The 21,830-nt window shown below is 73.9% G+C and carries 17 protein-coding genes, 1 pseudogene and 1 riboswitch; of the genes and pseudogenes, 9 read left to right on the top strand and 9 right to left on the bottom strand.

Translation table 11 applies throughout. The features are described 5' to 3' along the window. The first annotated feature begins 76 nt into the window (after positions 1 to 76). Entirely contained in the window at positions 77 to 1,228 is a 1,152-nt protein-coding gene (locus tag ACFPYL_RS14245; protein WP_379155280.1) for an NDMA-dependent alcohol dehydrogenase, read from the top strand. Between the two features lie 15 nt (positions 1,229 to 1,243). Here the strand turns inward: ACFPYL_RS14245 and ACFPYL_RS14240 are convergent, their stop codons facing one another. Further along, positions 1,244 to 2,053: a siderophore-interacting protein gene (locus tag ACFPYL_RS14240; protein ID WP_379155278.1), complete on the bottom strand. Its 810-nt coding sequence runs from the start codon at positions 2,051 to 2,053 to the stop codon at positions 1,244 to 1,246. Positions 2,054 to 2,114: 61 nt separating this feature from the next. Between ACFPYL_RS14240 and ACFPYL_RS14235 the strand changes: the two genes are divergently transcribed. The 7 genes from ACFPYL_RS14235 to ACFPYL_RS14205 all read left to right on the top strand — a co-directional run bounded on the left by ACFPYL_RS14235 (position 2,115) and on the right by ACFPYL_RS14205 (position 12,726). Further along, complete coding sequence (locus ACFPYL_RS14235; RefSeq protein ID WP_379155275.1) at positions 2,115 to 3,785, top strand: ABC transporter transmembrane domain-containing protein; 1,671 nt, start codon at positions 2,115 to 2,117, stop codon at positions 3,783 to 3,785. Beyond that, a complete protein-coding gene (locus tag ACFPYL_RS14230; RefSeq protein ID WP_379155272.1) occupies positions 3,782 to 5,527 on the top strand; it encodes an ABC transporter ATP-binding protein in 1,746 nt (581 codons plus the stop codon). Before ACFPYL_RS14235 ends, ACFPYL_RS14230 begins: the two co-directional genes overlap by 4 nt. Continuing rightward, a riboswitch (cobalamin riboswitch) is annotated at positions 5,504 to 5,633 on the top strand. (Overlaps the previous gene by 24 nt.) A gap of 26 nt (positions 5,634 to 5,659) precedes the next feature. Next, positions 5,660 to 9,205, top strand: a complete 3,546-nt coding sequence (cobN, locus tag ACFPYL_RS14225; protein WP_379155269.1) for a cobaltochelatase subunit CobN — start codon at positions 5,660 to 5,662, stop codon at positions 9,203 to 9,205. Next, the gene (gene cobF, locus ACFPYL_RS14220) at positions 9,202 to 9,972 is read left to right on the top strand and encodes a precorrin-6A synthase (deacetylating) (protein ID WP_379155266.1); all 771 of its coding nucleotides are present in this window, start codon (positions 9,202 to 9,204) and stop codon (positions 9,970 to 9,972) included. The genes cobN and cobF overlap by 4 nt, the downstream gene beginning before the upstream one ends. Continuing rightward, positions 9,972 to 10,490 carry a 2'-5' RNA ligase family protein gene (locus tag ACFPYL_RS14215; protein WP_379155263.1) on the top strand — a complete coding sequence of 173 codons (519 nt, stop codon included), beginning with the start codon at positions 9,972 to 9,974 and terminating at the stop codon, positions 10,488 to 10,490. The genes cobF and ACFPYL_RS14215 overlap by 1 nt, the downstream gene beginning before the upstream one ends. Further along, positions 10,487 to 11,980, top strand: a complete 1,494-nt coding sequence (locus ACFPYL_RS14210; protein ID WP_379155260.1) for a cobyric acid synthase — start codon at positions 10,487 to 10,489, stop codon at positions 11,978 to 11,980. Before ACFPYL_RS14215 ends, ACFPYL_RS14210 begins: the two co-directional genes overlap by 4 nt. After that, a complete protein-coding gene (locus tag ACFPYL_RS14205) occupies positions 11,977 to 12,726 on the top strand; it encodes a cobalt-precorrin-6A reductase (protein ID WP_379155258.1) in 750 nt (249 codons plus the stop codon). The genes ACFPYL_RS14210 and ACFPYL_RS14205 overlap by 4 nt, the downstream gene beginning before the upstream one ends. On the opposite strand, the gene ACFPYL_RS14200 is transcribed toward ACFPYL_RS14205, so the two are convergent. Beyond that, the gene (locus ACFPYL_RS14200; RefSeq protein ID WP_379155254.1) at positions 12,638 to 13,519 is read right to left on the bottom strand and encodes a cobalamin biosynthesis protein; all 882 of its coding nucleotides are present in this window, start codon (positions 13,517 to 13,519) and stop codon (positions 12,638 to 12,640) included. The two genes, ACFPYL_RS14205 and ACFPYL_RS14200, sit on opposite strands and share 89 nt — an antisense overlap. A 2-nt stretch (positions 13,520 to 13,521) precedes the next feature. Between ACFPYL_RS14200 and ACFPYL_RS14195 the strand changes: the two genes are divergently transcribed. After that, on the top strand, positions 13,522 to 14,031 hold the full coding sequence (locus tag ACFPYL_RS14195) for a bifunctional adenosylcobinamide kinase/adenosylcobinamide-phosphate guanylyltransferase (protein WP_379155251.1): 510 nt from the start codon (positions 13,522 to 13,524) through the stop codon (positions 14,029 to 14,031). A 5-nt stretch (positions 14,032 to 14,036) separates the two neighbouring features. Here the strand turns inward: ACFPYL_RS14195 and ACFPYL_RS14190 are convergent, their stop codons facing one another. The 7 genes and pseudogenes from ACFPYL_RS14190 to ACFPYL_RS14160 all read right to left on the bottom strand — a co-directional run bounded on the left by ACFPYL_RS14190 (position 14,037) and on the right by ACFPYL_RS14160 (position 21,798). Beyond that, a complete protein-coding gene (locus ACFPYL_RS14190; RefSeq protein ID WP_379155248.1) occupies positions 14,037 to 14,735 on the bottom strand; it encodes an adenosylcobinamide-GDP ribazoletransferase in 699 nt (232 codons plus the stop codon). Then, the gene (gene cobT, locus ACFPYL_RS14185; protein WP_379155245.1) at positions 14,728 to 15,756 is read right to left on the bottom strand and encodes a nicotinate-nucleotide--dimethylbenzimidazole phosphoribosyltransferase; all 1,029 of its coding nucleotides are present in this window, start codon (positions 15,754 to 15,756) and stop codon (positions 14,728 to 14,730) included. Before cobT ends, ACFPYL_RS14190 begins: the two co-directional genes overlap by 8 nt. Next, on the bottom strand, positions 15,753 to 16,523 hold the full coding sequence (locus ACFPYL_RS14180; RefSeq protein ID WP_379155243.1) for a CbtA family protein: 771 nt from the start codon (positions 16,521 to 16,523) through the stop codon (positions 15,753 to 15,755). The genes cobT and ACFPYL_RS14180 overlap by 4 nt, the downstream gene beginning before the upstream one ends. Before the next feature lie 15 nt (positions 16,524 to 16,538). Beyond that, on the bottom strand, positions 16,539 to 16,760 hold the full coding sequence (locus tag ACFPYL_RS14175; RefSeq protein WP_379155240.1) for a CbtB domain-containing protein: 222 nt from the start codon (positions 16,758 to 16,760) through the stop codon (positions 16,539 to 16,541). A 137-nt stretch (positions 16,761 to 16,897) separates the two neighbouring features. Next, positions 16,898 to 19,226, bottom strand: a pseudogene (locus ACFPYL_RS14170) (cobyrinate a,c-diamide synthase). Further along, positions 19,223 to 19,837, bottom strand: a complete 615-nt coding sequence (gene cobO / locus ACFPYL_RS14165) for a cob(I)yrinic acid a,c-diamide adenosyltransferase (protein WP_379155237.1) — start codon at positions 19,835 to 19,837, stop codon at positions 19,223 to 19,225. The pseudogene ACFPYL_RS14170 and the gene cobO overlap by 4 nt, the downstream one beginning before the upstream one ends. Then, positions 19,837 to 21,798, bottom strand: coding sequence for a magnesium chelatase subunit D family protein (locus ACFPYL_RS14160; RefSeq protein ID WP_379155234.1), 1,962 nt, complete (start codon positions 21,796 to 21,798; stop codon positions 19,837 to 19,839). The genes cobO and ACFPYL_RS14160 overlap by 1 nt, the downstream gene beginning before the upstream one ends. Between the last annotated feature and the right edge of the window lie 32 nt (positions 21,799 to 21,830).

The following is a 21,830-nucleotide window of genomic DNA, read 5'->3' as shown; positions in this document are numbered from 1 at the left end:
GCCGCCACACGAGGGGCTAGTTTGCAGGGACAAGAACGCGTTCTACTTTCCGCGCTTACTTTCCCGAGGAGCCAGCATGAAGACCCGCGCCGCCATCTTGTGGGAGCCGCACACCGACTGGAGCGTCGAGGACATCGAGCTCGACCCGCCCAAGAAGGGCGAGATCCTGGTCAAGCTCGCCGCCTCCGGCCTGTGCCACTCGGACGAGCACATGGTCACCGGTGACATGGTCCTCGACCCGGAACTCGCGGAGGCGTTCGGCCTCAAGCAGTTCCCGGTGATCGGCGGCCACGAGGGCGCCGGCGTCGTCCAAGAGGTCGGCGAGGGCACGGTCGGCTTCGAGGTCGGCGACCACGTCGTCTTCAGCTTCATCCCGTCCTGCGGCAAGTGCCCGTCCTGCTCGACGGGCCACCAGCACCTCTGCGACCTGGGCGCGTTCCTGCTCAGCGGCATGCAGCTCTCGGACTTCTCCTACCGCCACCACGCCAAGGACGGCCGCGACCTCGGCATCATGGTCGGGCTCGGCACGTTCTCGCCGTACACGGTCGTGAACGTCGACAGCGCGGTGAAGATCCGCAAGGACGTCCCGCTCGAGAAGGCCGCGCTCGTCGGCTGCGGCGTGACGACCGGCTGGGGCTCCTCGACGTACGCCGCGGACGTGCAGTCCGGCGAGACCGTGGCCGTGATGGGCCTCGGCGGCATCGGCATGAGCGCCGTCCAGGGTGCGGCGATGGCCGGTGCCCGGTTCGTCATCGCGATCGACCCGGTCGACTGGAAGCGCGAGAAGGCCCTGACCCTCGGCGCCACGCACACCGCAGCCTCGATGGCCGACGCGCAGCCGCTGATCAACGAGATCACCCAGGGCGCGATGGCCGACAAGGCGATCCTCGCGGTCGGCCTCGCCACCGGCGACCTGATCGCGCCGATGATGAGCCTGGTCAAGAAGGCCGGTCGCGGTGTCGTCACCTCGGTCGCCAACATGATGGCCGACGACGTGAAGCTGAACCTCTTCGAGATGTCGATGATGCGCAAGGAGCTCGTCGGCTGCATCTTCGGCAACGCCAACCCGCGCTACGACATCCCGCGCCTGCTCGACCTCTACATGGACGGCAAGCTCAAGCTGGACGAGATGGTCACCCAGGAGTACTCGCTCGACGAGATCAACCAGGGCTACCAGGACATGCGCGATGGCAAGAACATCCGCGGGGTCATCCGCTACGACCAGTAGTGCCCTGGCGGGCGGTCAGGCGACGTCGGCGTCCATCGCCGCCACGTAGTCACGCTTGACCGCACGCCAGGCCTCGTCGGTCATCGTGCGGCGCCAGTACGGCGAGCACGACATGTCGGCGCGCGCGACCCCACGGTCGCTGATGAGGTGCTTGCGGATCGCGCGGATCTCGTCGGCCTCGCCGTGCACGAACGCGTGGACCCGTCCGGCGGGGAAGTCGACGTCGGCCACCGCGTCGGGGAGCAGGTCCACGTCGTCGACGGCACCGGTGCGGTGCAGCCAGACCAGGTCGAGGTCACCGGCGCAGGGCAGCGCGACCTCGTGGTCGGGCCCGTCGCAGACCAGCCGCACGACCGCGCGGGTGCCGGCCGGGATGGTGGCGAGGGACGCCGCGATCGCGGGGAGGGCGGACTCGTCGCCGACGAGCAGGTGCCAGTCCGCTGACGGGTCCGGCGCGTAGCCGCTGCCGGGCCCCTCGAACACCAGCACGTCGCCCGGGCGGGCGTTCGCGGCCCACGGCCCGGCCGCGCCCTCGTCGCCGTGCACCACGAAGTCGAGCGTGAGCAGCCCGGCGGCGTCGTCCCAGTCGCGGACGGTGTAGCGGCGGCGGGCCGGCCAGGTCTCCTTGGGGTGGGTCTCGCGGACCTCGGCGGGGCTGAACACCGCGTCGTACGGCGCACCCGCGGGCGGGATCGCGAGGTTGACGTAGGTGTCGGTCGCCTCGGGCACCGAGAACCCGGTGAGCCCCTCACCGCCGAGCACCACTCGGACCAGGGTGGGGGTGAGTCGCTCCGTGCTCTCGACCTGTCCGTGCCAGGTGGCCACGCGTGGGTTCCTCTCGTCGACGTCTTAAGGTAAGGGTACCCTTACCACGAAAGCAGGCCGCATGCCCGTTCCACCGGCGACTCCGGGTGGGCTCGTCCGACGCACCATCACCCGCCAGCGTAGGCGACTGACCGGCGCGGTCGGCCTGCTCATGGTCTGGCAGGTGTGCGAGGCCGCCGTACCGGTCCTGATCGGTGTCGTGATCGACCGGGCGGTGGCGACCAGCGACGCAGAGCAGATGGTGCTGTGGGGTCTGGTGCTCGGAGTGCACTTCGCGGTGCTGAGCACGGCCTACCGGCTGGGCTCGCGGGTCGGCTTCCGCGCGCTCCAAGAGGAGAGCCACGCGCTGCGCACGGAGGTGTCCGCGCTGGTGCTCTCGCCGCGGGGCGCCCGGACCGACCGGCTGCCCGGCGACGTGCTGTCGATCGCGACCGGCGACGCCGACGCGGTCGCGACGGTGCTCCGGCACCTGACCTTCACCGTCGTCGGGCTGGTCGGCCTGGTGGTGAGCGCGGTCGTGCTCGCCACCATCGACCTGCTGGTCGCGACGGTCGTCTTCGTCGGCGTGCCGCTGGTGCTGCTGACGACCCAGGTGCTCGCGCCTCGGCTCGCGCACCGCGCCCACGTGCGTCAGGAGGCGGTCGGCCGGGCCAACGGCCTCGCCACCGACCTGGTCCGCGGCCTGCGTCCGCTCAAGGGGATCGGCGCCGAGCGGGTCGCCCACCGGCGCTACCGGACCCAGAGCCGTGACGCGATGGGCGCGAGCATCTCGGCCGCGCGCTGGGAGGGACTGCTGTACGGCGTGACCGACGGCCTCGGGATCGCCTTCCTCGCGGCCGTCGCGCTGCTGGCCGGGCAGCGGGCCCTGTCGGGAGACATGTCGATCGGCGAGCTGGTCGCGGTGGTCGGACTCGCGCAGTTCGTGGCCGAACCGATGGGGATGGTCGCCTACCTGGTCGCCGCGATCGCTCGCTCCCGGGCGTCGGCCCGGCGGATCGTCGAGCTGCTCGGTGCGGCCCCGCTGGTGCACGTGGGCGACCAGTGGGCTGCTCCCGGGGCGGGTGGGCTGGCGCTCGACGACGTCACGCACGGCACCTTGAGCGAGGTGTCCGTGGACGTCGCGCCCGGCGAGCTCGTCGCCGTGGTCGCCGAGGAGCCGGCCGACGCGGCCGCGCTGATGGACCTGCTCCGCGCCGAGTCGGCGCCGACCGCCGGCGCGGTCCGGCTGGCCGGCGTACCCCTGACCCAGCTGCGGATCGAGGAGATCCGCCGGCTGCTGGCGGTGGCGGAGCACCACGTCGACCTCTTCGAGGGCAGCCTGCGCTCGAACGTCGACCCGGGGGAGGCCGTCCCCGATGAGCGGCTCGCCGCCGTGCTCGCGGCCTCGGCCGCCGAGGACCTGCCCGACGAGCCGGTCACCGTCAACGGCACCACGCTCTCGGGCGGGCAGCGGCAGCGCCTCGGCCTGGCCCGGGCGCTGGCGGCCGACCCGCCGGTGCTGGTGCTGCACGACCCGACGACCGCGGTCGACGCGGTGACCGAGGAGCGCATCGCCGCACGCCTGGACGGCGTACGGCGGACCGACGGCGCCACCCTGCTGCTCACCAGCAGCCCCGCCCTGCTCGCGCGCGCCGACCGGGTGGTGCACCTGGTCGCTGGCCGCGTCGTCGCGGTCGGCAGCCACGCTGAGCTCGTCCGCGACGAGGCCTACCGGACGGCGGTGCTGCGATGAGCCTGCTGCCCGTCTCCACGCCGCGCGAGGCCGCTGCCTTCTCCTGGCGGCTGGTCCGGTCGCACCCCTGGCCGCTGCTGCTCTGCTCGCTCGCGTTCGTGGTCGCCGGACTGGCGGGGCTGGTCGGGCCCTGGCAGCTCGGCCGGATCGTCGACGTGGTCGACACCGGTGGCGACAGTGGTGACATCGTGCGCGCCGCGCTGTGGATCTTCGCGGCCGCCGTGGTCGGAGGCCTCGCGACCGCCCTGTCGATCGCCCTGATGGCGCGGACGGCGGAGCCCGCCCTGGCCGAGCTCCGAGAGACCGTCGTCGAGCGCGCCCTGGACCTGGAGGCGAGCGAGATCGAGGCCTCCGGCTCGGGCGACCTGCTCTCGCGGATCAGCGACGACGTACGCCTGGTCACCGAGTCGTTCACCGAGGTCGTCCCGATCCTGGTCACCTCGGCGATCGCGGTCGTCTTCACCTCCGCCGGCCTCTTCGCGCTCGACTGGCGGCTCGGCCTGGCCGGGCTGGGAGCGGTGCCGTTCTACGTGCTCGGGCTGCGCTGGTACCTGCCGCGGTCAGGCCCCTACTACCGCCGGGAGCGCGAGGCCAACGGTGCCCGGGCCGAGGCGCTGCTGACGGGCGTGCACGCGAGCCGGACGCTGCGCGGCTTCGGCCTGGCGGACCGGCACCAGGCGGTCACCGCCGAGGCGTCCTGGCGCTCCGCGCAGATCTCGATCGACGTCTACTGGATGCTCACCCGCTTCTACGCCCGCAACAACCGCGCCGAGCTGGCCGGGCTGCTGCTGATCCTCGGCACCGGCTGGGTCCTGGTCCGCGACGACGCCATCACCGTCGGTGCCGTCACGGCGGCGGCACTGCTCTTCCACCGGCTCTTCAACCCGATCGGCGCGCTGATCGGTCTCTTCGACGAGGCCCAGTCGGTCGGCGCGTCGATGGTCCGGCTGGTCGGGCTCGCCCAGCTCCCGGCACCGGTGCCCGTGCACGACCCGCGACGCCCGGAGGACGCGCACCTCGTCGTACGCGGGCTGCACCACGAGTACGTCGAGGGGCGGCCCGCCGTCGACGAGGTGTCGCTCGACGTGGCGCCCGGTCGGCGGGTCGCCGTGGTCGGTGCGTCGGGGGCGGGCAAGACGACCCTCGGCGCGGCGATCGCCGGTCGGCTCGCGCCCACCCGCGGCGAGGTGACCCTGGGATCGGTGCCGCTGCGGCGCGTGGACGGCGACGGCCGGCCCGCGGTGGCGATCGTGAGCCAGGAGGTGCACGTCTTCGCGGGCAGCGTCCGCGACAACCTGACCCTCGCCGCCCCGGACGCGTCCGACGACGAGCTGGAGTCGACGCTCACCGCGGTGGGTGCGTGGGCGTCGGTGCAGGCGTTGCCCGACGGCCTGTCCACGACGGTCGGGGACGGCGCCGTCACGCTGACGCCCGCCCTGGCGCAGCAGGTCGCCCTGGCCCGGGTGCTGCTCGCAGACCCGCTCGTGGTGGTCCTCGACGAGGCCACCGCCGAGGCGGGGTCGGCCGGCGCTCGCGCCCTCGAGCTGGCGGCGCTGGCCGTCACCGCGGACCGCACGTCGGTCACGATCGCGCACCGGCTGACCCAGGCCGTCACCGCCGACGAGGTCGTGGTCATGGATGCGGGTCGGGTCGTCGAGCGCGGCAGCCACGACGAGCTGGTCGCCGCCGGAGGGCGGTACGCCGAGCTGTGGGCGGCCTGGTCCGGGAGCCCGCTAGGCTGACGACACACGTCTCGTGGAGCAGGAACCCGGTGCGAGTCCGGGGCGGTTCCGCCACTGTGAAGCGTTCGCGCTGAAGCCAGACACTGGCCACGGGACCTCCGTCGAACAGGGGCGAGAACCCCGGGAGAAACCATGAAGCTCGCGCTGCTGTCCACCTCGGACACCGACCTCCTCTCGGCCAGGGCGTCCGGCGCCGGCTGGGTCTGGGCCAACCCGGCACGTTCGCTGCCCGACCTCGACGGCGTCGCGCTCGTCGTGGTGCGGCTGCTCGGCTCCCCGCACGACCTCGAGCCGTGGCGTGACCAGCTCTTCGCCGACGGCCGGCCCGTCGTCGTGCTCGGAGGAGAGGCACAGCCCAGCGCCGAGCTGATGGAGCTCTCCACCGTGCCGATCGGGGTCGCCGCGGAGGCACACCGCTACCTGGCCGAGGGCGGCCCCGCCAACCTCGGCCAGCTGCACGCGTTCCTCTCCGACACGGTGCTGCTGACCGGTGAGGGGTTCGAGCCGCCGGTCGTCGTGCCGCAGTGGGGCATCGCGGAGCGCGAGGGCGAGGGGCCCCGGGTCGGGGTGCTCTACTACCGCGCCCATGAGATCAGCGGCAACGACGCCTTCGCGCACGCCCTGGTCGACGCGACCGACGCGACCGGCCGGGCCGTCGGCGTACCGGTGTTCGCCGGCAGCCTGCGCTCCGCGCCCGACGAGCTGTACGACGCGCTCGGCAGCCTGGACGCCCTGGTGGTCACCGTGCTCGCGGCCGGTGGCAGCAAGCCGGCCGGCGCGAGCGCCGGGGGAGACGACGAGGCCTGGGACGTCGAGCGGCTGCGCGCCCTCGACATCCCGATCCTCCAGGGGCTGTGCCTGACGAGCAGCCGCGCGGAGTGGGAGGCGTCCGACGACGGCGTCACGCCGCTCGACTCGGCGACCCAGATCGCGATCCCGGAGTTCGACGGCCGCATCATCACCGCGCCGTTCTCGTTCAAGGAGGTCGACGCCGACGGGCTGCCGCGCTACGTCGCCGACCCCGAGCGCTGCGCGCGGGTCGCGGGGATCGCGGTCAACCACGCCCGTCTGCGCCACATCCCGAACGCGGAGAAGCGGATCGCGCTGATGCTCTCGGCGTACCCCACCAAGCACTCACGCGTCGGCAACGCCGTCGGCCTCGACACCCCGGTCAGCGCCGTCCGGCTGCTGCGCCGGATGCGCGAGGAGGGCTACGACGTCGGGCACATCCCTGCGCTCGACCTCGCCGATGACACCGAGGCGGGCGACGCGCTCATCCACGCCCTGATCGCGGCCGGCGGCCAGGACGAGGAGTGGCTGACCAACGCTCAGCTCACCGACGCACACGTGCGGATCACCCAGCAGCAGTACGACGCGTGGACCTCCGACGTGCCGCGCGCGCTGATGGACGACATCGTCGAGGCCTGGGGCGAGTCGCCCGGACGGCTCTTCACCAACGATGCCGGCGAGATCGTGCTGGCCACGATCCAGGCGGGCAACGTGGTGCTGCTGATCCAGCCGCCGCGCGGCTTCGGCGAGAACCCGGTCGCGATCTACCACGACCCCGACCTCGCGCCGTCGCACCACTACCTGGCGGCGTACCGCTGGGTCGAGCACGGGTTCGGCGCCCACGCCGTCGTCCACCTCGGCAAGCACGGCTCGATGGAGTGGCTGCCCGGCAAGAACGCCGCACTGTCGGCCGAGTGCGCCACCGACGCCGCGATCGGCAACCTGCCGCTGGTCTACCCGTTCCTGGTCAACGACCCGGGCGAGGGTGCGCAGGCGAAGCGCCGCGCGCACGCGACGATCATCGACCACCTGGTGCCGCCGATGGCGCGGGCGGAGTCGTACGGCGACATCGCGCGCCTCGAGCAGCTCCTTGACGAGCACGCCAACATCGCCGCGATGGACCCGGCCAAGCTGCCGGCCGTCCGCGGCGAGATCTGGCAGCTGATGCACGCCGCCGAGATGCACCGCGACCTGGGGCTGGACGAGCGGCCCGACGACGAGGAGTTCGACGACTTCATCCTCCATGTCGACGGTTGGCTCTGCGAGATCAAGGACGCCCAGATCCGCGACGGCCTGCACGTCCTCGGCCAGGCGCCCGAGGGCGAGGCGCGGGTCAACCTGGTGCTCGCGATCCTGCGCGCGGCGCAGGTCTGGGGCGGCGCCGCGAACGCCGTGCCCGGGCTGCGGATGGCGCTCGGCCTCAAGGAGGGCGAGTCGGTCACGGCCGTGGACTCGATCGAGCAGCAGGCGCGCGACCTCGTGCAGCGGATGGAGGATGCGTCCTGGGACCCTGCCGCCGCGACCGGCCTTCACGACGACCCGGAGGTGCAGCGGGTGCTGACCTTCGCCGCCGAGCAGGTGGTGCCGCGGCTGCGGCGTACGACGGACGAGCTGGACGCGCTGCTGCACGCGCTCGACGGCGGCTTCGTGCCGGCCGGCCCGTCGGGCTCGCCGCTGCGCGGGCTGGTCAACGTGCTGCCGACCGGGCGCAACTTCTACACGGTCGACCCGCGCGCGGTGCCGTCGCGGCTCGCCTGGCAGACCGGCGTCGCCATGGCCGACTCGCTGCTCCAGCGCCACCTCGACGACACCGGCGACTACCCGGCATCCGTGGGGCTCTCGATCTGGGGCACGTCGGCGATGCGCACCTCGGGCGACGACGTGGCCGAGGTGCTGGCGCTGCTCGGCGTACGGCCGGAGTGGGACGAGGCGTCGCGGCGGGTGAGCGACCTGGTCGTGGTGCCGTCGGCCGAGCTGGGCCGCCCGCGCATCGACGTGACGGTGCGGATCTCGGGCTTCTTCCGCGATGCGTTCCCGCACGTGGTGGCGATGCTCGACGACGCCGTACGGCTGGTCGCGGGCCTCGACGAGCCCGACGACGCCAACTACGTGCGGGCGCACGCCCGTGCCGACCTGGCCGAGCACGGTGACGAGCGCCGGGCGACGACCCGGATCTTCGGCAGCAAGCCGGGATCGTACGGCGCCGGGATCCTGCAGGTGATCGAGTCGGGCAGCTGGCGCGACGACGCGGACCTGGCGGAGGTCTACACGGCGTGGGGCGGCTTCGCCTACGGGCGCGACCTCGACGGGGCGCCGGCCGCGGACGACATGCGCGCCAACTACCGGCGGATCAAGGTCGCGGCCAAGAACGTCGACACCCGCGAGCACGACATCGCCGACAGCGACGACTACTTCCAGTACCACGGCGGCATGGTCGCCACCGTGCGTGCGCTGACCGGCACCGCACCGCAGGCGTACGTCGGCGACTCGACCAGCCCCGACGCCGTACGCACGCGCACGCTGCAGGAGGAGACCAACCGCGTCTTCCGGGCCCGGGTGGTCAACCCGCGCTGGATCTCGGCGATGCAGCGGCACGGCTACAAGGGCGCGTTCGAGCTCGCGGCGACCGTGGACTACCTCTTCGGGTTCGACGCGACCGCCGGCGTCGTGCACGACTGGATGTACGAGTCGCTGGCGCAGGAGTACGTGCTCGACGAGACCAACCGCGCGTTCATGACGAAGAGCAACCCGTGGGCGCTGCGCGGCATCGTCGAGCGGCTGCACGAGGCGACGGACCGCGGGTTGTGGGAGTCACCCGACCCGGCCACGCTGGCTGCCATGCAGCAGGTCTACCTGGACCTCGAGGGCGACCTGGAGGACCGCGGATGACGAAGCGGGTCCGCATCATCGGCGTCGGTCCGGGCGATCCCGACCAGGTGACCCTGGAGGCCGTGCAGGCCCTGCGCGACGTCGACTACTTCGTCGTCACCGACAAGTCCGGGCGCGGCGGCATGCCCGATCCGCTGGTCAACGCCCGGGAGCGGCTCCTCGACCGGCACCTCGACACGTCGCCGGTGATCGTGCGCGTCGACGACCCTGAACGGGAGCGTCGCCCGGACCGCACCGCCACGCAGGAGGAGTACGACGCGGCCGTGGCGCGCTGGCACGAGGAGCGGCAGACGGCGTACGAGGAGGCGCTGCTGTCGCGGGAGGGCGACGCGGGCTTCCTGGTGTGGGGCGACCCGGCGTTCTACGACTCGACGATCCGGATCCTCCAGTCGCTCCAGGAGCGAGGCCGCCTCGACCTCGAGCTCGACGTGCTCCCGGGGATCTCCAGCATCCAGCTGCTCGCGGCCCGGCACCGGATCGTGCTGCACGAGGTCGGCCACGCCCTGCACGTGACCAGCGGCCGTCGGCTGCGCGAGGCGATCGACCAGGGTCAGGACAACGTCGTGGTGATGCTCAACCGGGTGATCGAGCTCGAGGGGCTGGAGAGCTGGTCGATCTGGTGGGGCGCCAACCTCGGCACGCCGTCGGAGGAGCTCGTCGCCGGCCGGGTCGGCGACGTGCTGCCCGAGATCGACGCGGCTCGTGAGCGGGTGCGGGCTGCTGCCGGCTGGGTGATGGACATCTTCCTGATCCGTCGCGAGGCGTGATGGCGCATACCGTCCTGGTCGTCCCGGTGCCGGAGCTGGAGCCGTTCGTGCTCGGCCGGACGCGGCACTACGACGCGTCGTTCGTCTCCGCGGACCCGACGTTCGTGCACGCCCACATCTCGGCACTCGGGCCCTTCCTCGACGAGCCGGGCGACGCCGACCTCGCGCTGGTGGGGGAGATCGCCGCGGCCACACCGGCGTTCGACTACACGCTGGACCGGATCGGCGAGCTGGCGCACGGGATCCTGTCCCTGCTGCCCGACCCGGATGGACCGTTCCGCGAGCTGACCCGGCGGCTGGTCGCGGCGTTCCCGCAGTGCCCGCCGTACGGCGGCGCCTACCCGGAGCCGACGCCGCACCTGACCCTCGACCAGCGGGCCGACGGGATCGACGAGCGATCGGTGCGGACGGCGCTGGGTGGTGCCGTGCCCGCGCGCTGCCGGGCCGACCGGCTGGTGCTGGCCCGCTACGCCAACCACGACTGCCGAGTCCTCGCCGAGTGGAAGCTCGCCGCATGACCGGGCTCCTGGTCGCGGGCACCACCTCCGACGCCGGCAAGAGCATCGTCACCTCGGGGCTGTGCCGAGCGTTCGTGCGCCGCGGGGTGAAGGTGGCGCCGTTCAAGTCGCAGAACATGTCCAACAACTCGATGGTCGTCACCGCGCCGACCGGGACCGGCGAGATCGGGCGGGCCCAGTGGGTGCAGGCGCTCGCGGCGAAGGTCGAGCCCGAGGTCGCGATGAACCCGGTGCTGCTCAAGCCCGGCAGCGACCAGCGCAGCCACGTCGTGGTGCTCGGCCAGCCGGCGGGCGAGGTCTCGTCGCGCGATTTCGTGGACGGGCGGCGGCACCTGGCGGCCGCGGCGTACGACGCGTTCGACGACCTCGCCGCGCGCTTCGAGGTCGTCGTCGCCGAGGGTGCCGGCAGCCCGACCGAGATCAACCTGCGCGCGAGCGACTACGTGAACATGGGCCTTGCGCAGCACGGTGGCCTGGCGACGGTCCTGGTCGGCGACATCGACCGGGGCGGGGTCTTCGCCTCGCTCTTCGGGAGCGTGGCGCTGCTCGCGCCCGAGGACCAGCGGCTGGTGGCGGGCTTCGTGGTCAACCGGTTCCGCGGCGACGAGTCGTTGCTCGGGCCCGGGCTGACCGAGCTCGAGGAGCTGACCGGTCGCCGGGTGTACGGCGTGCTGCCGTTCAGCTCCGACGTCTGGCTCGACAGCGAGGACACCCTGGACGTCGGCGACCGGCGGGTGGTCGACGGCCCGGCGCCGCTGCGGGTGGCCGTCGTGCGGTCGCCGCGGATCAGCAACTTCACCGACATCGACGCGCTGGGCCTCGAGCCCGGGGTCGACGTCATCTACGCCTCCGACGGCCGCTCGCTCGCGGACGCCGACCTGATCGTGCTGCCCGGGTCGCGGGCCACGCTGGCCGACCTGGAGTGGATGCGCTCGCGCGGCCTCGACCGGGCGGTGCTCGACCACGCGGCGGCGGGTCGACCGGTGCTCGGCATCTGCGGTGGGTTCCAGATGCTCGGCCGCACCGTGCGCGACCCCGACGGCGTCGAGGGTCCTCCGGGTGCGTCCGACAGCGGGCTCGGGCTGCTCGACGCCGACACGGTGTTCGGCGCGGAGAAGGTGCTCCGGCTGCCCCGCGGTACGGCGCTCGGCGCGCCCGTCGACGGCTACGAGATCCACCACGGCCGGGTCAGCGTCGGTGCGGGCGAGGAGTTCCTCGGTGGTGCCCGCGCCGGTCACGTCTTCGGCACCATGTGGCACGGCTGCCTGGAGAGCGACGCCTTCCGGGGCGCCTTCCTGACCGAGGTCGCCCGCCTGACCGGGCACGTCTGGACGCCGTCCGGGGTGAGCTTCGGCGCCGCCCGCGAGCGCCGGCTCGACCTGCTCGGCGACCTGGTCGAGCACCACCTCGACGTCGAGGCGCTGCTCGACCTGGCCACCACCGGCGCGCCCGGCGGCCTGCGGGTGCTGCCTCCGGGCGACGGTCGATGAGGGTGCTCGTGCTCGGCGGCACGGCGGAGGCCCGGGCACTCGCCGCCGCCCTGGTCGACGGCGGTTGCGAGGTCGTCTCGTCCCTCGCCGGTCGGGTCGCCGACCCGCGGCTGCCGGTCGGTGAGGTGCGGATCGGCGGGTTCGGCGGCGCGGCCGCGCTGGCGGCGTACGCCGAGGACTTCGACGCGGTCGTCGACGCCACCCATCCCTACGCCGCGCAGATCTCGCGGCACGCGACCGCCGTGCGCGTGCCGCTGCTGCGGCTGGCCCGCCCGGGGTGGGACGGCCCGTGGACCTGGGTCGACGACCACGACGAGGCGGCATCGGTCGCGGCGACGCTGGGGGAGCGACCGTTCCTGACGATCGGACGCCAGCGGCTGGGTGCGTTCGTCGGTCCGCTGCGCGACCGCGCGGTGCTCGCGCGGGTCGTGGACGCCCCCGAGGTCGACCTCCCGGCGCCCTGGGAGCTGCTCCGCGACCGCGGGCCCTACACCCGCGACGGCGAGCTGGCGCTGATGGAGCGGCACGGCACCGACGTGCTCGTCACCAAGGACTCGGGCGGGAGCCACACGCGGCCCAAGCTGGACGCCGCCGCCGCGCTCGGCGTCCCCGTGGTCGTCGTACGCCGACCTCCGGCGTCCGCGGGCGTGGAGACGGTCAGCGACGTCGACGCAGCAGCGCGATGGGTACGACGGCAGCCAGCGCGCCCAGGCCGACCTGTCTCGCCAGCCGGCGAGCGCGGGTGATGTCGTGCTGACCCGGGGCCTGGCCGTCGCCGAGCACCTGACGGTCCTCGACCCGGTCGCCGTACGTGTTGATGCCGCCGAGCCGGATCCCCAGTGCGCCCGCGAACGCCGCCTCCACCGGGCCCGCGTTCGGGCTGGGGTGCCCGCCGGCGTCGCGGCGCCAGGCGCGCCAGGCTCCGGCGTGGTCGTCGCCGAGCGCGACCGCGAGCAGCGCGGTGAGGCGCGAGCCGGGGAGGTTGAGCAGGTCGTCGAGGCGGGCCGCCGACCAGCCGAAGCGCTCGTAGCGGGCGTTGCGGTGCCCGACCATCGCGTCGAGCGTGTTGGCGGCGCGGTAGGCCAGGAGCCCTGGTGCTCCCGAGACCGCGCCCCAGACCAGGGGAGCGACCACGGCGTCCGAGGTGTTCTCGGCCAGCGACTCGATCACGGCCCGGGCGACCTCGGCCTCGTCGAGCGTGCTGGTGTCGCGGCCGACCAGGTGGGTGAGCCGTCGGCGGGCGCCCGGCAGGTCACCGGCCGCCAGCAACGCCTCCACGGCCGCGGCCTCGCGGTCCAGCGAGCGACCGCCGAGGACGGCCCAGGTCGCGAGCGCGACCGGCACGACCCGGCCCAGCGCTGCCGAGCCGCACACCAGCACGGCCACGTGCACGGCGCCGGGACCGCGGCGGTCGGCGTACGTGACCTGCTCGAGGGCCGTCGCCGCGCGACCGAAGCCGGCCACCGGGTGCCACCGAGCCGGGTCGCCGAGCAAGCGGTCGGCGGCGAAGCCGAGCACGAGCCCGAGGGGAGCGTTCATCGATGAGGGTCCTGGTCACCGGCGGGGTGCGGTCCGGCAAGTCGCGGCACGCCGAGTCGCTGCTCGACGGCGAGCCCGCGGTTCGGTACGTCGCACCCGGGCCGGCTCGCGACGACGACGACTGGCAGGCGCGGGTCGCGACACACCAGGCCCGCCGCCCGGCGCACTGGGCGACCGTCGAGACCGGTGACCTCGTGGCGGCGCTGACGACCGAGGACGCGGTGATCGTCGACTGCCTCGGCACCTGGCTGACCCGGCTGGTCGACGACGCGGGCCTGTGGGACGCGTCGGTGCCGGACCTCGCTGCGTACGTCGACGAGGCCGTCGACCGCGCGGTGTCGGTGCTCGGTGGCACGGTGGTCCTCGTGACCAACGAGGTCGGGATGGGGGTGGTGCCGGAGCACCGTTCGGGACGGGTCTTCCGCGACCTGCTCGGCTCGGTCAACCAGCGGTTCGGGGCCGCGTGCGACGAGGTGCACCTCGTGGTGGCGGGACGCGTGCTGAGGCTCTGAGCCGGTCACAGCCAGGCCCAGGTGAGCAGCGTGGTCGCGAGCGCGAGCTCGATGGCCGCGCCGAAGACGTCCCCGGTGACGCCGCCGAAGCGCCGCGTCGTCCGGCGGACCAGCGCGACGACCGCAAGCCCGCCGGTGACCGACAGCAGCATGCCGCCGAGAGCGGCGAGCGGGAGCGGGACCGTGCGGGTGTAGGTGCTGCCGAGGCCATCGGGCCGGGCGGCCGGCACGCGCGTGCAGCAGGTGATCCAGAGCGCGCACCGGGAGAGGCAGACCAGCGCGCCCGCCAGCACGGCGAGATGCGCGGAGCCGACGTACGCCGTCAGCGCGGCGGCCTGGACGCCGGCGACCACGACGGTCGCGACCACGCCGGCGGGGCCGCTGGTGCCGGTCTTCATGACGGCCAGGGAGCGCTCGCGGTCGTAGGACGCCGTCAGCCCGTCGGCGACGTCGGAGAGCCCGTCCCAGTGCAGCGCCCGGGTCCCGGCGGCGAGCGCACCCACGGCCACGAAGGCGACGGCAAGCGGTGGCAGGTCGGCGAGCCCGCCGAGCCACAGCACGGCCGCGACCAGAGCACCGAGCGGGAGCACCGCGAGCGGTGCCAGCAGCATGGCGCCGCGCGCGGTGTCGCGGGTGACCTGGCGCGGGGGAGCGACGGGCAGTGCCGTGAGCGTCCCGACCGCCAGCCGCCAGGCGTCACCCACCCGGGAGGATCTCCGACAGCAGCGCGACGTCCCGCAACAGGGCGACCGCGCTGCGCAGCACCGGCACCGCGGCGACCGCACCGCTGCCCTCGCCGAGCCGGAGCCCGAGGTCGAGCACCGGCTCGAGCCCGAGCTTCGCGAGCGCCAGCGACTGGGCGGGCTCGGTGGAGCGGTGCCCGGCGGCGTACCAGGCGGCGGCGCCCGGCTCGATCCGATCGGCGGTGAGCGCGCACGCGACGGCCATCAGGCCGTCGAGCAGCACCGGGACGCCGAGCCGGGCGGCCTCGAGGAGGTAGCCGGTGCTGGCGGCCAGGTCGGCGCTGCCGAGGGCGGTCAGGCAGTCGACGGGGTCCGCGACCCGGCTGCCGGCCCGGTCGAGTGCCTGCTGGACGACCTGCTCCTTGTGACGCAGGGCGGTGTCGTCGATGCCGGTACCGCGGCCGGTGACCTCCGAGGCGGGCAGCCCGAGCCCGGCGGCCACGAGGGCGGCGGCGGGGGTGGTGTTGCCGATGCCCATGTCGCCGCTGAGCAGCAGCTGTGCCCCGGCCGCGACCTCCTCGCGCGCCACGGACGCGCCGACCTCGAGGGCCCGGCGCGTCTCGTCGGCGGTGAGGGCGTCCTCGAGGTGGATCGCGCCCGAGGAACGCCGCACCTTGTGCCGCCGTACGCCGTCCGGCACCCCCTCCAGGTCGTCGTCGACCCCGAGGTCGAGCACGCGCACGCTGACGTCGTGCGCCTTCGCCAGGGCTGAGACGCCGGCTCGTCCGGTGAGGAAGGTGCGGACCATGGCGGCGGTGATCTCGGGCGGGTACGCCGAGACGCCGTGCCGGGCCACACCGTGGTCGCCGGCGAAGATCACCAGCCCGACGTTGGTCAGCTCGCGCGGCGGGCAGACGCCCTGGGTCGCGGCCATCCAGACGGCCAGGTTACCCAGCCGGCCCAACGCCCCCGGAGGGGTCGCCAGGCCGGCCAGGCGCTCGGTCGCGGCGGCGGCGACGGCCGCCGACGGAGCCGCGATCACAGGCTGGCGGCGAGCTCGCGCCGCTGGACCGTGGCCGTCTCGCGGCGGTAGAGGCGCCCGACCAGGCCGGTCAGCCCGACCCCGATGACGCCCCACATCGTCGCGAGCGTGATCAGGGACGCGCGGCGGAAGTACCAGAGCACGTCGGCCGGGAAGTCGCCGATCTCGTTGACGGTCGGCATCAGCTGGCCGGCGACGACCACGGCGACGACGTAGACGCCGACGCCCGCGAGGACCGCGCCGTACGTGCCGATCTCGTCGGCGAGCCGGATCGCGAGCAGCGAGGAGAAGGCGGCGAACGCGACGGAGATCAGCATGAAGCCGAAGAACCAGCTCGTGCGGTCACCGATCGTGTCGGCGTTGCCGACCGCGGGTGGCGTGGCGGGGTACTTCAGGAACGGAACCAGTGCCACCGAGACGAAGCCGATCAGGCTCACGAGTGCCGTCGACTGACCGGGGGTCAGGCTGCCGATGCGGCCGACGACGGAGGCCGCGACCAGCGCGACGATGCCACCGATGGCGAGGCCCACGGCGAGGCTGCCGGTGAGCAGCCCCCAGGTCCGCTGGTCGTGACGGGAGACCGTGGTGCCCTCGTCCTCGTGGTCGTGTGCCGCCGGGTCGGCTGGTTCGGCCGCGGCGGCGGCCTCCTCGAGAGCGATCGCGGTCTCGACGTGTGGCTCACCGACCTGGTGCGCGACCAGGAACGTGGCGAAGCCGGCGAGGAGGCCGACGAGCAGCCCCCGGACGAGAAATGCCCGTGCTGTCATGGCGTCGACCCCCGCTCAGTGGCAGGGGTAGCCGAGCAGGTGCCGGCCGTCGTGGACCCACTCGTGGATCGCGTTGCCCGACGGCACCGAGATGGCGCCCTGGTCGGCGCTGATGAAGAACAGGATGATCAGGCCGAGCAGGCCGAAGAAGAGCGCCCACGGGGCGATCTCGCGGAAGGGGATCGACGGGATCTCGACCGCGGAGCCGGAGATGGGTGCGGCAGACGACTGCGACATGGTGCCTCCTCAGGGATACGTGCGTCCCTGTTCGAATGGATGGAAGCGGACCTTCGGGTCTGACTCCACCGCTCGGAGGCGGTGTCACAGTAGCGCGACTGTGCCGGATTCTCACCGGCTTCCTCGTGCCCGCGGCGTCAGCCTAGGGCATCGGAGCGCGCCACGGACAGAGCGTCCAGGAGTGATCTGGTTCGCTCCGGCGGACGGACGGCGATCCGCACCCACTGCGGGCCGAGACCGGGGAACGTGTCGGCCCGTCGTACGGCGACGCCGGCGGCGCGCAGCGCCTCGTGCACACCAGCGCCGACGTCGGCGAGCACGAAGCTCGCGCGCGACGAGATGTGGCGGATCCCCGTGGTTGACAGGGATTCCTCGAGGTTGCGGCGCCACCCGTCGATCTGGGCGGCGCGACGACGGCTCTCGTCGGCTGCGTCCTCGGTGCAGCAGGCGAGCATCGCGGCGATGGCGGTACTCGACACCGACCAGGGCACCTGGCCGCGGCGTAGGTCGGCCACGACGGCGGGGTCGCCGAGCAGGTAGCCGGCGCGCACGCCGGGGATGCCCCAGTGCTTGGTGAGGCTGCGGGTCACCACCAGCCCGGGGTGCCGGTGGCCGGCGAGGGTCTCGGGCTCGCCGGGCACGGCGTCCATGAACGCCTCGTCGACGACGACCAGGCGGCCGGGGCGCAGCAGGGCGGTGATCGAGGCCCGTGGGTGCAGGACGCCGGTGGGGTTGGTCGGGTTGCCGACGACGACCAGGTCGGCGTCGTCGGGCACCGCCGCCGGGTCGAGCGCGAACGGCTCATCGAGCACGACCGGCGTGACGTCGTGGCCGGCCTGCAGCAACGCGCCGTGCGGCTCGGTGAACTGCGGGTGCACGACGACCGGCCGCCGCCACGGGCACAGGCGGGCCAGCAGGGAAAACGCCTCGGCGGCACCCGCCGTCGCGAGGACCTCGTCCGGGTCGCGACCGTGATGGGTGGCGACGGCGTGTTCGGCCACGGTCGCCGATGGGTAGCTGCCGGCAGCGTCGAGGCCCGCGCGCAGGGCGGCGTCGAGCCACCGTGGTCGCGGACCGTCGTACACGTTGACGGCGAAGTCGAGCAGGCCGCCGCGGGCCTCGACGTCGCCGTGGTGCCGGAGGGGCTCATCCACGCGCGTGCACCGCGTCCGCGAAGCGCTGCGCCAGCTGCGGGTGGCCGGCCCAGTGCGTGTGGAGGTACGACGCGTAGAGGGTCGGCCCGAGGAAGCCGAGCCGGCCACCGGGTGGCGTCACCTGGGTGCGGTGGAACTCGTGGCCGGTCAGGGTCTCGCCCGCGCGGGTCAGCAGGCTGTCGGTGGTCGCCGTCATCGTGGGGTACCTCAACGTCAGCCGCTCGGTCATCGCGGCCTCCGCCGCGATCGCGCCGACCATGGGGGAGGAGTCCAGTGACGAGCACAGGTAGAGCAGCCCGGCGCACTCGGCGACGGTCGGGATGCCGTCCGCGACCGCCGCCCTCAGCTCCCGGCGCAGGGGTGCGTTGCCGGTGAGCTCGCGGGCGTGCACCTCGGGGAAGCCTCCGCCGAGGTAGACGCCCGCCGTGCCGTCCGGCAGGTGCGCGTGGTGCATCGGGTCGAAGGTCACGACCTGGCACCCGGCGGCCCGGAGGAGCTCCTCGGTCTCGGCGTAGCGGAAGGTGAACGCGCGACCGCCGGCCATGGCGACGACGGGTTGTGCGGTGCCAGCGGGGCCGACCTCCGCGGTCGGGTCCCAGGGGGCGGCGTCCAGGTCGGGTGCGGTGCGCGCCACGGCGAGGACGGCGTCGAGGTCGACCTGCTCGGCGATCCGGTCGGCCAGTGCATCGAGGGCGTGGGCGGCCTCGTCGCGCTCGGCCGCGGGCACCAGGCCCAGGTGGCGTGACGGTACGGCGAGGTCGGGGTCGCGCCCGAGGGTGCCGAGCACCGGCAGCGCGATCGAGTCCGCGACCTCGGCGGCGTGCCGGGGCGAGCCGGCCTGGTTGAGGATGACGCCCGCGAGCCGTACCGACGGGTCGTAGGTCGCCATGCCGTGCACGACCGCGCCGACCGAGCGGGACGACCGCGAGATGTCGACGACCAGCACGATCGGCGAGCCGGTCAGGGCCGCCACGTGCGCGGTCGACGAGAACCCTCGGGTGCCGACCTTGCCGTCGTAGAGCCCCATCACGCCCTCGACGACCGCGACGTCGGCGTCCCGGGCACCGTGCAGCAGCAGCGGCGCGACGCGGTGCTCGCCGACCAGGTGCGGGTCCAGGTTGCGGCCGGGTCGCCCGCACGCGAGGGCGTGGTAGCCGGGGTCGATGTAGTCAGGCCCGACCTTGTGCCCGCTGACGTCGAGCCCGGTCCGGCGCAGCGCGGCCATCAGGCCCACCGACACGGTTGTCTTGCCCTGGCCCGTGGCCGGGGCGGCGACGACCACGCGCGGCAGGGCCGTCGGCGGGACGGTCACCACTCGATGCCCTTCTGGCCCTTCTGGCCGCGGTCCATCTGGTGCTTGACCTTGGTCATCTCGGTGACCAGGTCGGCGGCGTCGACGAGGCGGGGGTGCGCGCGACGGCCGGTGACGACGACGTACTGCCGTCCGGGCCGGGCGACCAGGGTCTCGACGACGTCGTGGACGTCGACCCAGCCCCACTCCATCGGGTAGGTGAACTCGTCGAGCACGTAGAGGTCGTGGGTCTCCGCGGCCAGGCGGCGCTTGATCTCGGCCCACCCGGCCGCGGCGTCGGCGGCGTGGTCCTCCGCCTCGCCGACCTTGCGCGACCAGGACCAGCCGGCGCCCATCTTGTGCCACTCGACCGGTCCGCCCTCACCGGTCTGGTCGTGGAGCTCGCCGAGCCGCTCGAGCACGGTCTGCTCGCCGATGCGCCACTTGGCGGACTTCACGAACTGGAAGACCCCGACGTCCCAGCCCTGGTTCCAGGCGCGGATCGCGAGGCCGAAGGCCGCGGTCGACTTCCCCTTGCCGTCGCCGGTGTTGACCATCAGCAGCGGCTGGTTGCGGCGCTGGGCGGTGGTGAGCCCGTCGTCGGGGACGGTGTCCGGCTTGCCCTGCGGCATCAGGCGGCCCGCCCGCGCACGGCTGTGGTCAGCGCCTCGGCGCTCACCTCCGCGATCGGGACGTGCTCGGCACCGAGGTGCTCGGCCAGCACGGAGGCGAGACCGAGCCGCATCGCGCCGCTCTCGCAGTCGACGACCAGGCTCGCGACGCCGGCCCGGGCCAGCAGCCCGGCGGCCTGGCGGGACCTCTCGACCGCGGACGCGCCGCTGGTCGCCCGGCCGTCGGTGACGACGACGAGCAGCGGCCGCCGCCGGGGGTCACGGACGCGCTCGAGCTCGAGCACCCGGGCGGCCTCGAGGAGCCCCTCGGCGAGCGGCGTCCGACCGCCCGCAGGCAGCACCTCCAGCCGCGCCGCCGCGATGTCGACCGAGTACGTCGGCGGCAGCGCCAGGTCGGCATCGCTGCCCCGGAAGGTCACCAGGCCCACCTTGTCGCGGCGCTGGTAGGCGTCGAGCAGCAGCGACAGGATCGCGGCCTTCACCTGCTCCATCCGCCGGCGCGCGGCCATCGAGCCGGACGCGTCGACGCAGAAGAGCACCAGGTTGGACTCCTGTCCCTCGCGGGTCGCCACGCGCAGGTCCTCGGCGCGCAGCAGGAGGCGGCCCGCCGTACGCCCGCGCAGCCGCTGGTACGGCGCGGCCGCGCGCACCGTCTCGGTCAGGTGCAGGGCGCCGCTGGTGCCGGCGCGCGAGCCGATCCGGCGGCCGTTCTCGGTGACCGCTCGGCTGCGCCGGCCCGCCTCGCCGGCGCCCACGCCGCGGACGGTGAACAGCTGGGGTCGGTAGGTTGCGCCGGGCTTGTCGGTCGTCGAGGAAGGCGCGCCAGCGCTGTCGTTCCCGGTGGTTGAGGAAGGCGCGCTAGCGCCTGTCTCGAAACCCCCGTCGCCTTCGGAGTCGGCCTGCACTCCGCCCGGCGGCTCGGGATCCGGGTCCGGCTCGGGCTCGTCCTCGCCGAGCACGTCGTCCAGGAGCGACTCGTCGAGCCCGGGGGCGTCGAACGGGTTCCGGCGGCGCCGGTGCGGGAGCGCGAGGAGGGCCGCGGCCCGGATGTCCTCGGTGGTGACCGCGGTCCGGCCGTGCCAGGCGGCGTGTGCGACGGCGGTGCGCGCGGTGACGATGTCGGCCCGCATGCCGTCGACCTCGCAAGCGGCGCACAGCTCGGCGATCCGGAGCAGCATCTCCTCGGAGAGCTCGACCTCGGCGACCCGCGCCTGGGCGGCCTCGATGCGCGCGGTGAGCGCCCGCTCGTCGGCGGCGTACGACGCGGCGAACCCGTCGGGGTCGGCGTCGTAGGCCATCCGGCGGCGCACCACCTCGACCCGCTGCGCGGGGTCGCGCGGTGCCGCGACCTCGACGGTCAGCCCGAAGCGGTCGAGCAGCTGCGGGCGGAGCTCGCCCTCCTCGGGGTTCATGGTCCCGACCAGGACGAACCGGGCGGCGTGCTCGACCGAGACGCCGTCGCGCTCCACGGTCGAGCGACCCATCGCGGCCGCGTCGAGGAGCAGGTCGACCAGGTGGTCGTGGAGCAGGTTGACCTCGTCGACGTAGAGGATCCCGCGGTGCGCCCGGGCGAGCAGTCCGGGCTCGTACTCCGCCTTGCCCTCCGACAGCGCCCGCTCGAGGTGCAGGGACCCGAGCACCCGGTCCTCGGTCGCGCCGACCGGCAGCTCGACCAGGCGTACGGCGCGGGTCTCGGTCGCCGCGTCAGCCCCGAACGGCCCGTCGGGCGAGAGCGGAGCCGGGTCGCGCGGGTCGCTGGAGAACCGGTCGCCGGCCACCACGTCGATCGGCGGCAGGACGGCGGCGAGGGCGCGGACGATCGTCGACTTCGCGGTGCCCTTCTCGCCGCGGACCAGGACGCCGCCGATCTCGGGGGAGACCGTGGTGAGGATGAGGGCCAGGGCCATGCCGTCGGGATCGTCCGAGCCGACGACGGCGCTGAAGGGGTACTGCTGTGGCATGAGAGGCTCCCGCTCGCTCGCCAACGGACATC

This window comes from Nocardioides hankookensis (assembly GCF_042658885.1).
Taxonomy (GTDB): domain Bacteria; phylum Actinomycetota; class Actinomycetes; order Propionibacteriales; family Nocardioidaceae; genus Nocardioides; species Nocardioides hankookensis.
Note: the sequence above shows the minus strand (reverse complement) of the source record. Positions and strands in the feature narration are given on the sequence as shown.

Excerpts from the sequence above, each read along its gene's own strand:
- ACFPYL_RS14245 (WP_379155280.1), top strand. The coding sequence starts at position 77 with ATGAAGACCCGCGCCGCCATCTTGTGGGAGCCGCACACCGACTGGAGC.
- ACFPYL_RS14235 (WP_379155275.1), top strand. The coding sequence starts at position 2,115 with ATGCCCGTTCCACCGGCGACTCCGGGTGGGCTCGTCCGACGCACCATC.
- ACFPYL_RS14230 (WP_379155272.1), top strand. The coding sequence starts at position 3,782 with ATGAGCCTGCTGCCCGTCTCCACGCCGCGCGAGGCCGCTGCCTTCTCC.
- cobN (WP_379155269.1), top strand. The coding sequence starts at position 5,660 with ATGAAGCTCGCGCTGCTGTCCACCTCGGACACCGACCTCCTCTCGGCC.
- cobF (WP_379155266.1), top strand. The coding sequence starts at position 9,202 with ATGACGAAGCGGGTCCGCATCATCGGCGTCGGTCCGGGCGATCCCGAC.
- ACFPYL_RS14215 (WP_379155263.1), top strand. The coding sequence starts at position 9,972 with ATGGCGCATACCGTCCTGGTCGTCCCGGTGCCGGAGCTGGAGCCGTTC.
- ACFPYL_RS14210 (WP_379155260.1), top strand. The coding sequence starts at position 10,487 with ATGACCGGGCTCCTGGTCGCGGGCACCACCTCCGACGCCGGCAAGAGC.
- ACFPYL_RS14205 (WP_379155258.1), top strand. The coding sequence starts at position 11,977 with ATGAGGGTGCTCGTGCTCGGCGGCACGGCGGAGGCCCGGGCACTCGCC.
- ACFPYL_RS14200 (WP_379155254.1), bottom strand. The coding sequence starts at position 13,519 with ATGAACGCTCCCCTCGGGCTCGTGCTCGGCTTCGCCGCCGACCGCTTG.
- ACFPYL_RS14195 (WP_379155251.1), top strand. The coding sequence starts at position 13,522 with ATGAGGGTCCTGGTCACCGGCGGGGTGCGGTCCGGCAAGTCGCGGCAC.
- ACFPYL_RS14180 (WP_379155243.1), bottom strand. The coding sequence starts at position 16,523 with ATGACAGCACGGGCATTTCTCGTCCGGGGGCTGCTCGTCGGCCTCCTC.
- ACFPYL_RS14175 (WP_379155240.1), bottom strand. The coding sequence starts at position 16,760 with ATGTCGCAGTCGTCTGCCGCACCCATCTCCGGCTCCGCGGTCGAGATC.
- cobO (WP_379155237.1), bottom strand. The coding sequence starts at position 19,837 with ATGCCGCAGGGCAAGCCGGACACCGTCCCCGACGACGGGCTCACCACC.
- ACFPYL_RS14160 (WP_379155234.1), bottom strand. The coding sequence starts at position 21,798 with ATGCCACAGCAGTACCCCTTCAGCGCCGTCGTCGGCTCGGACGATCCC.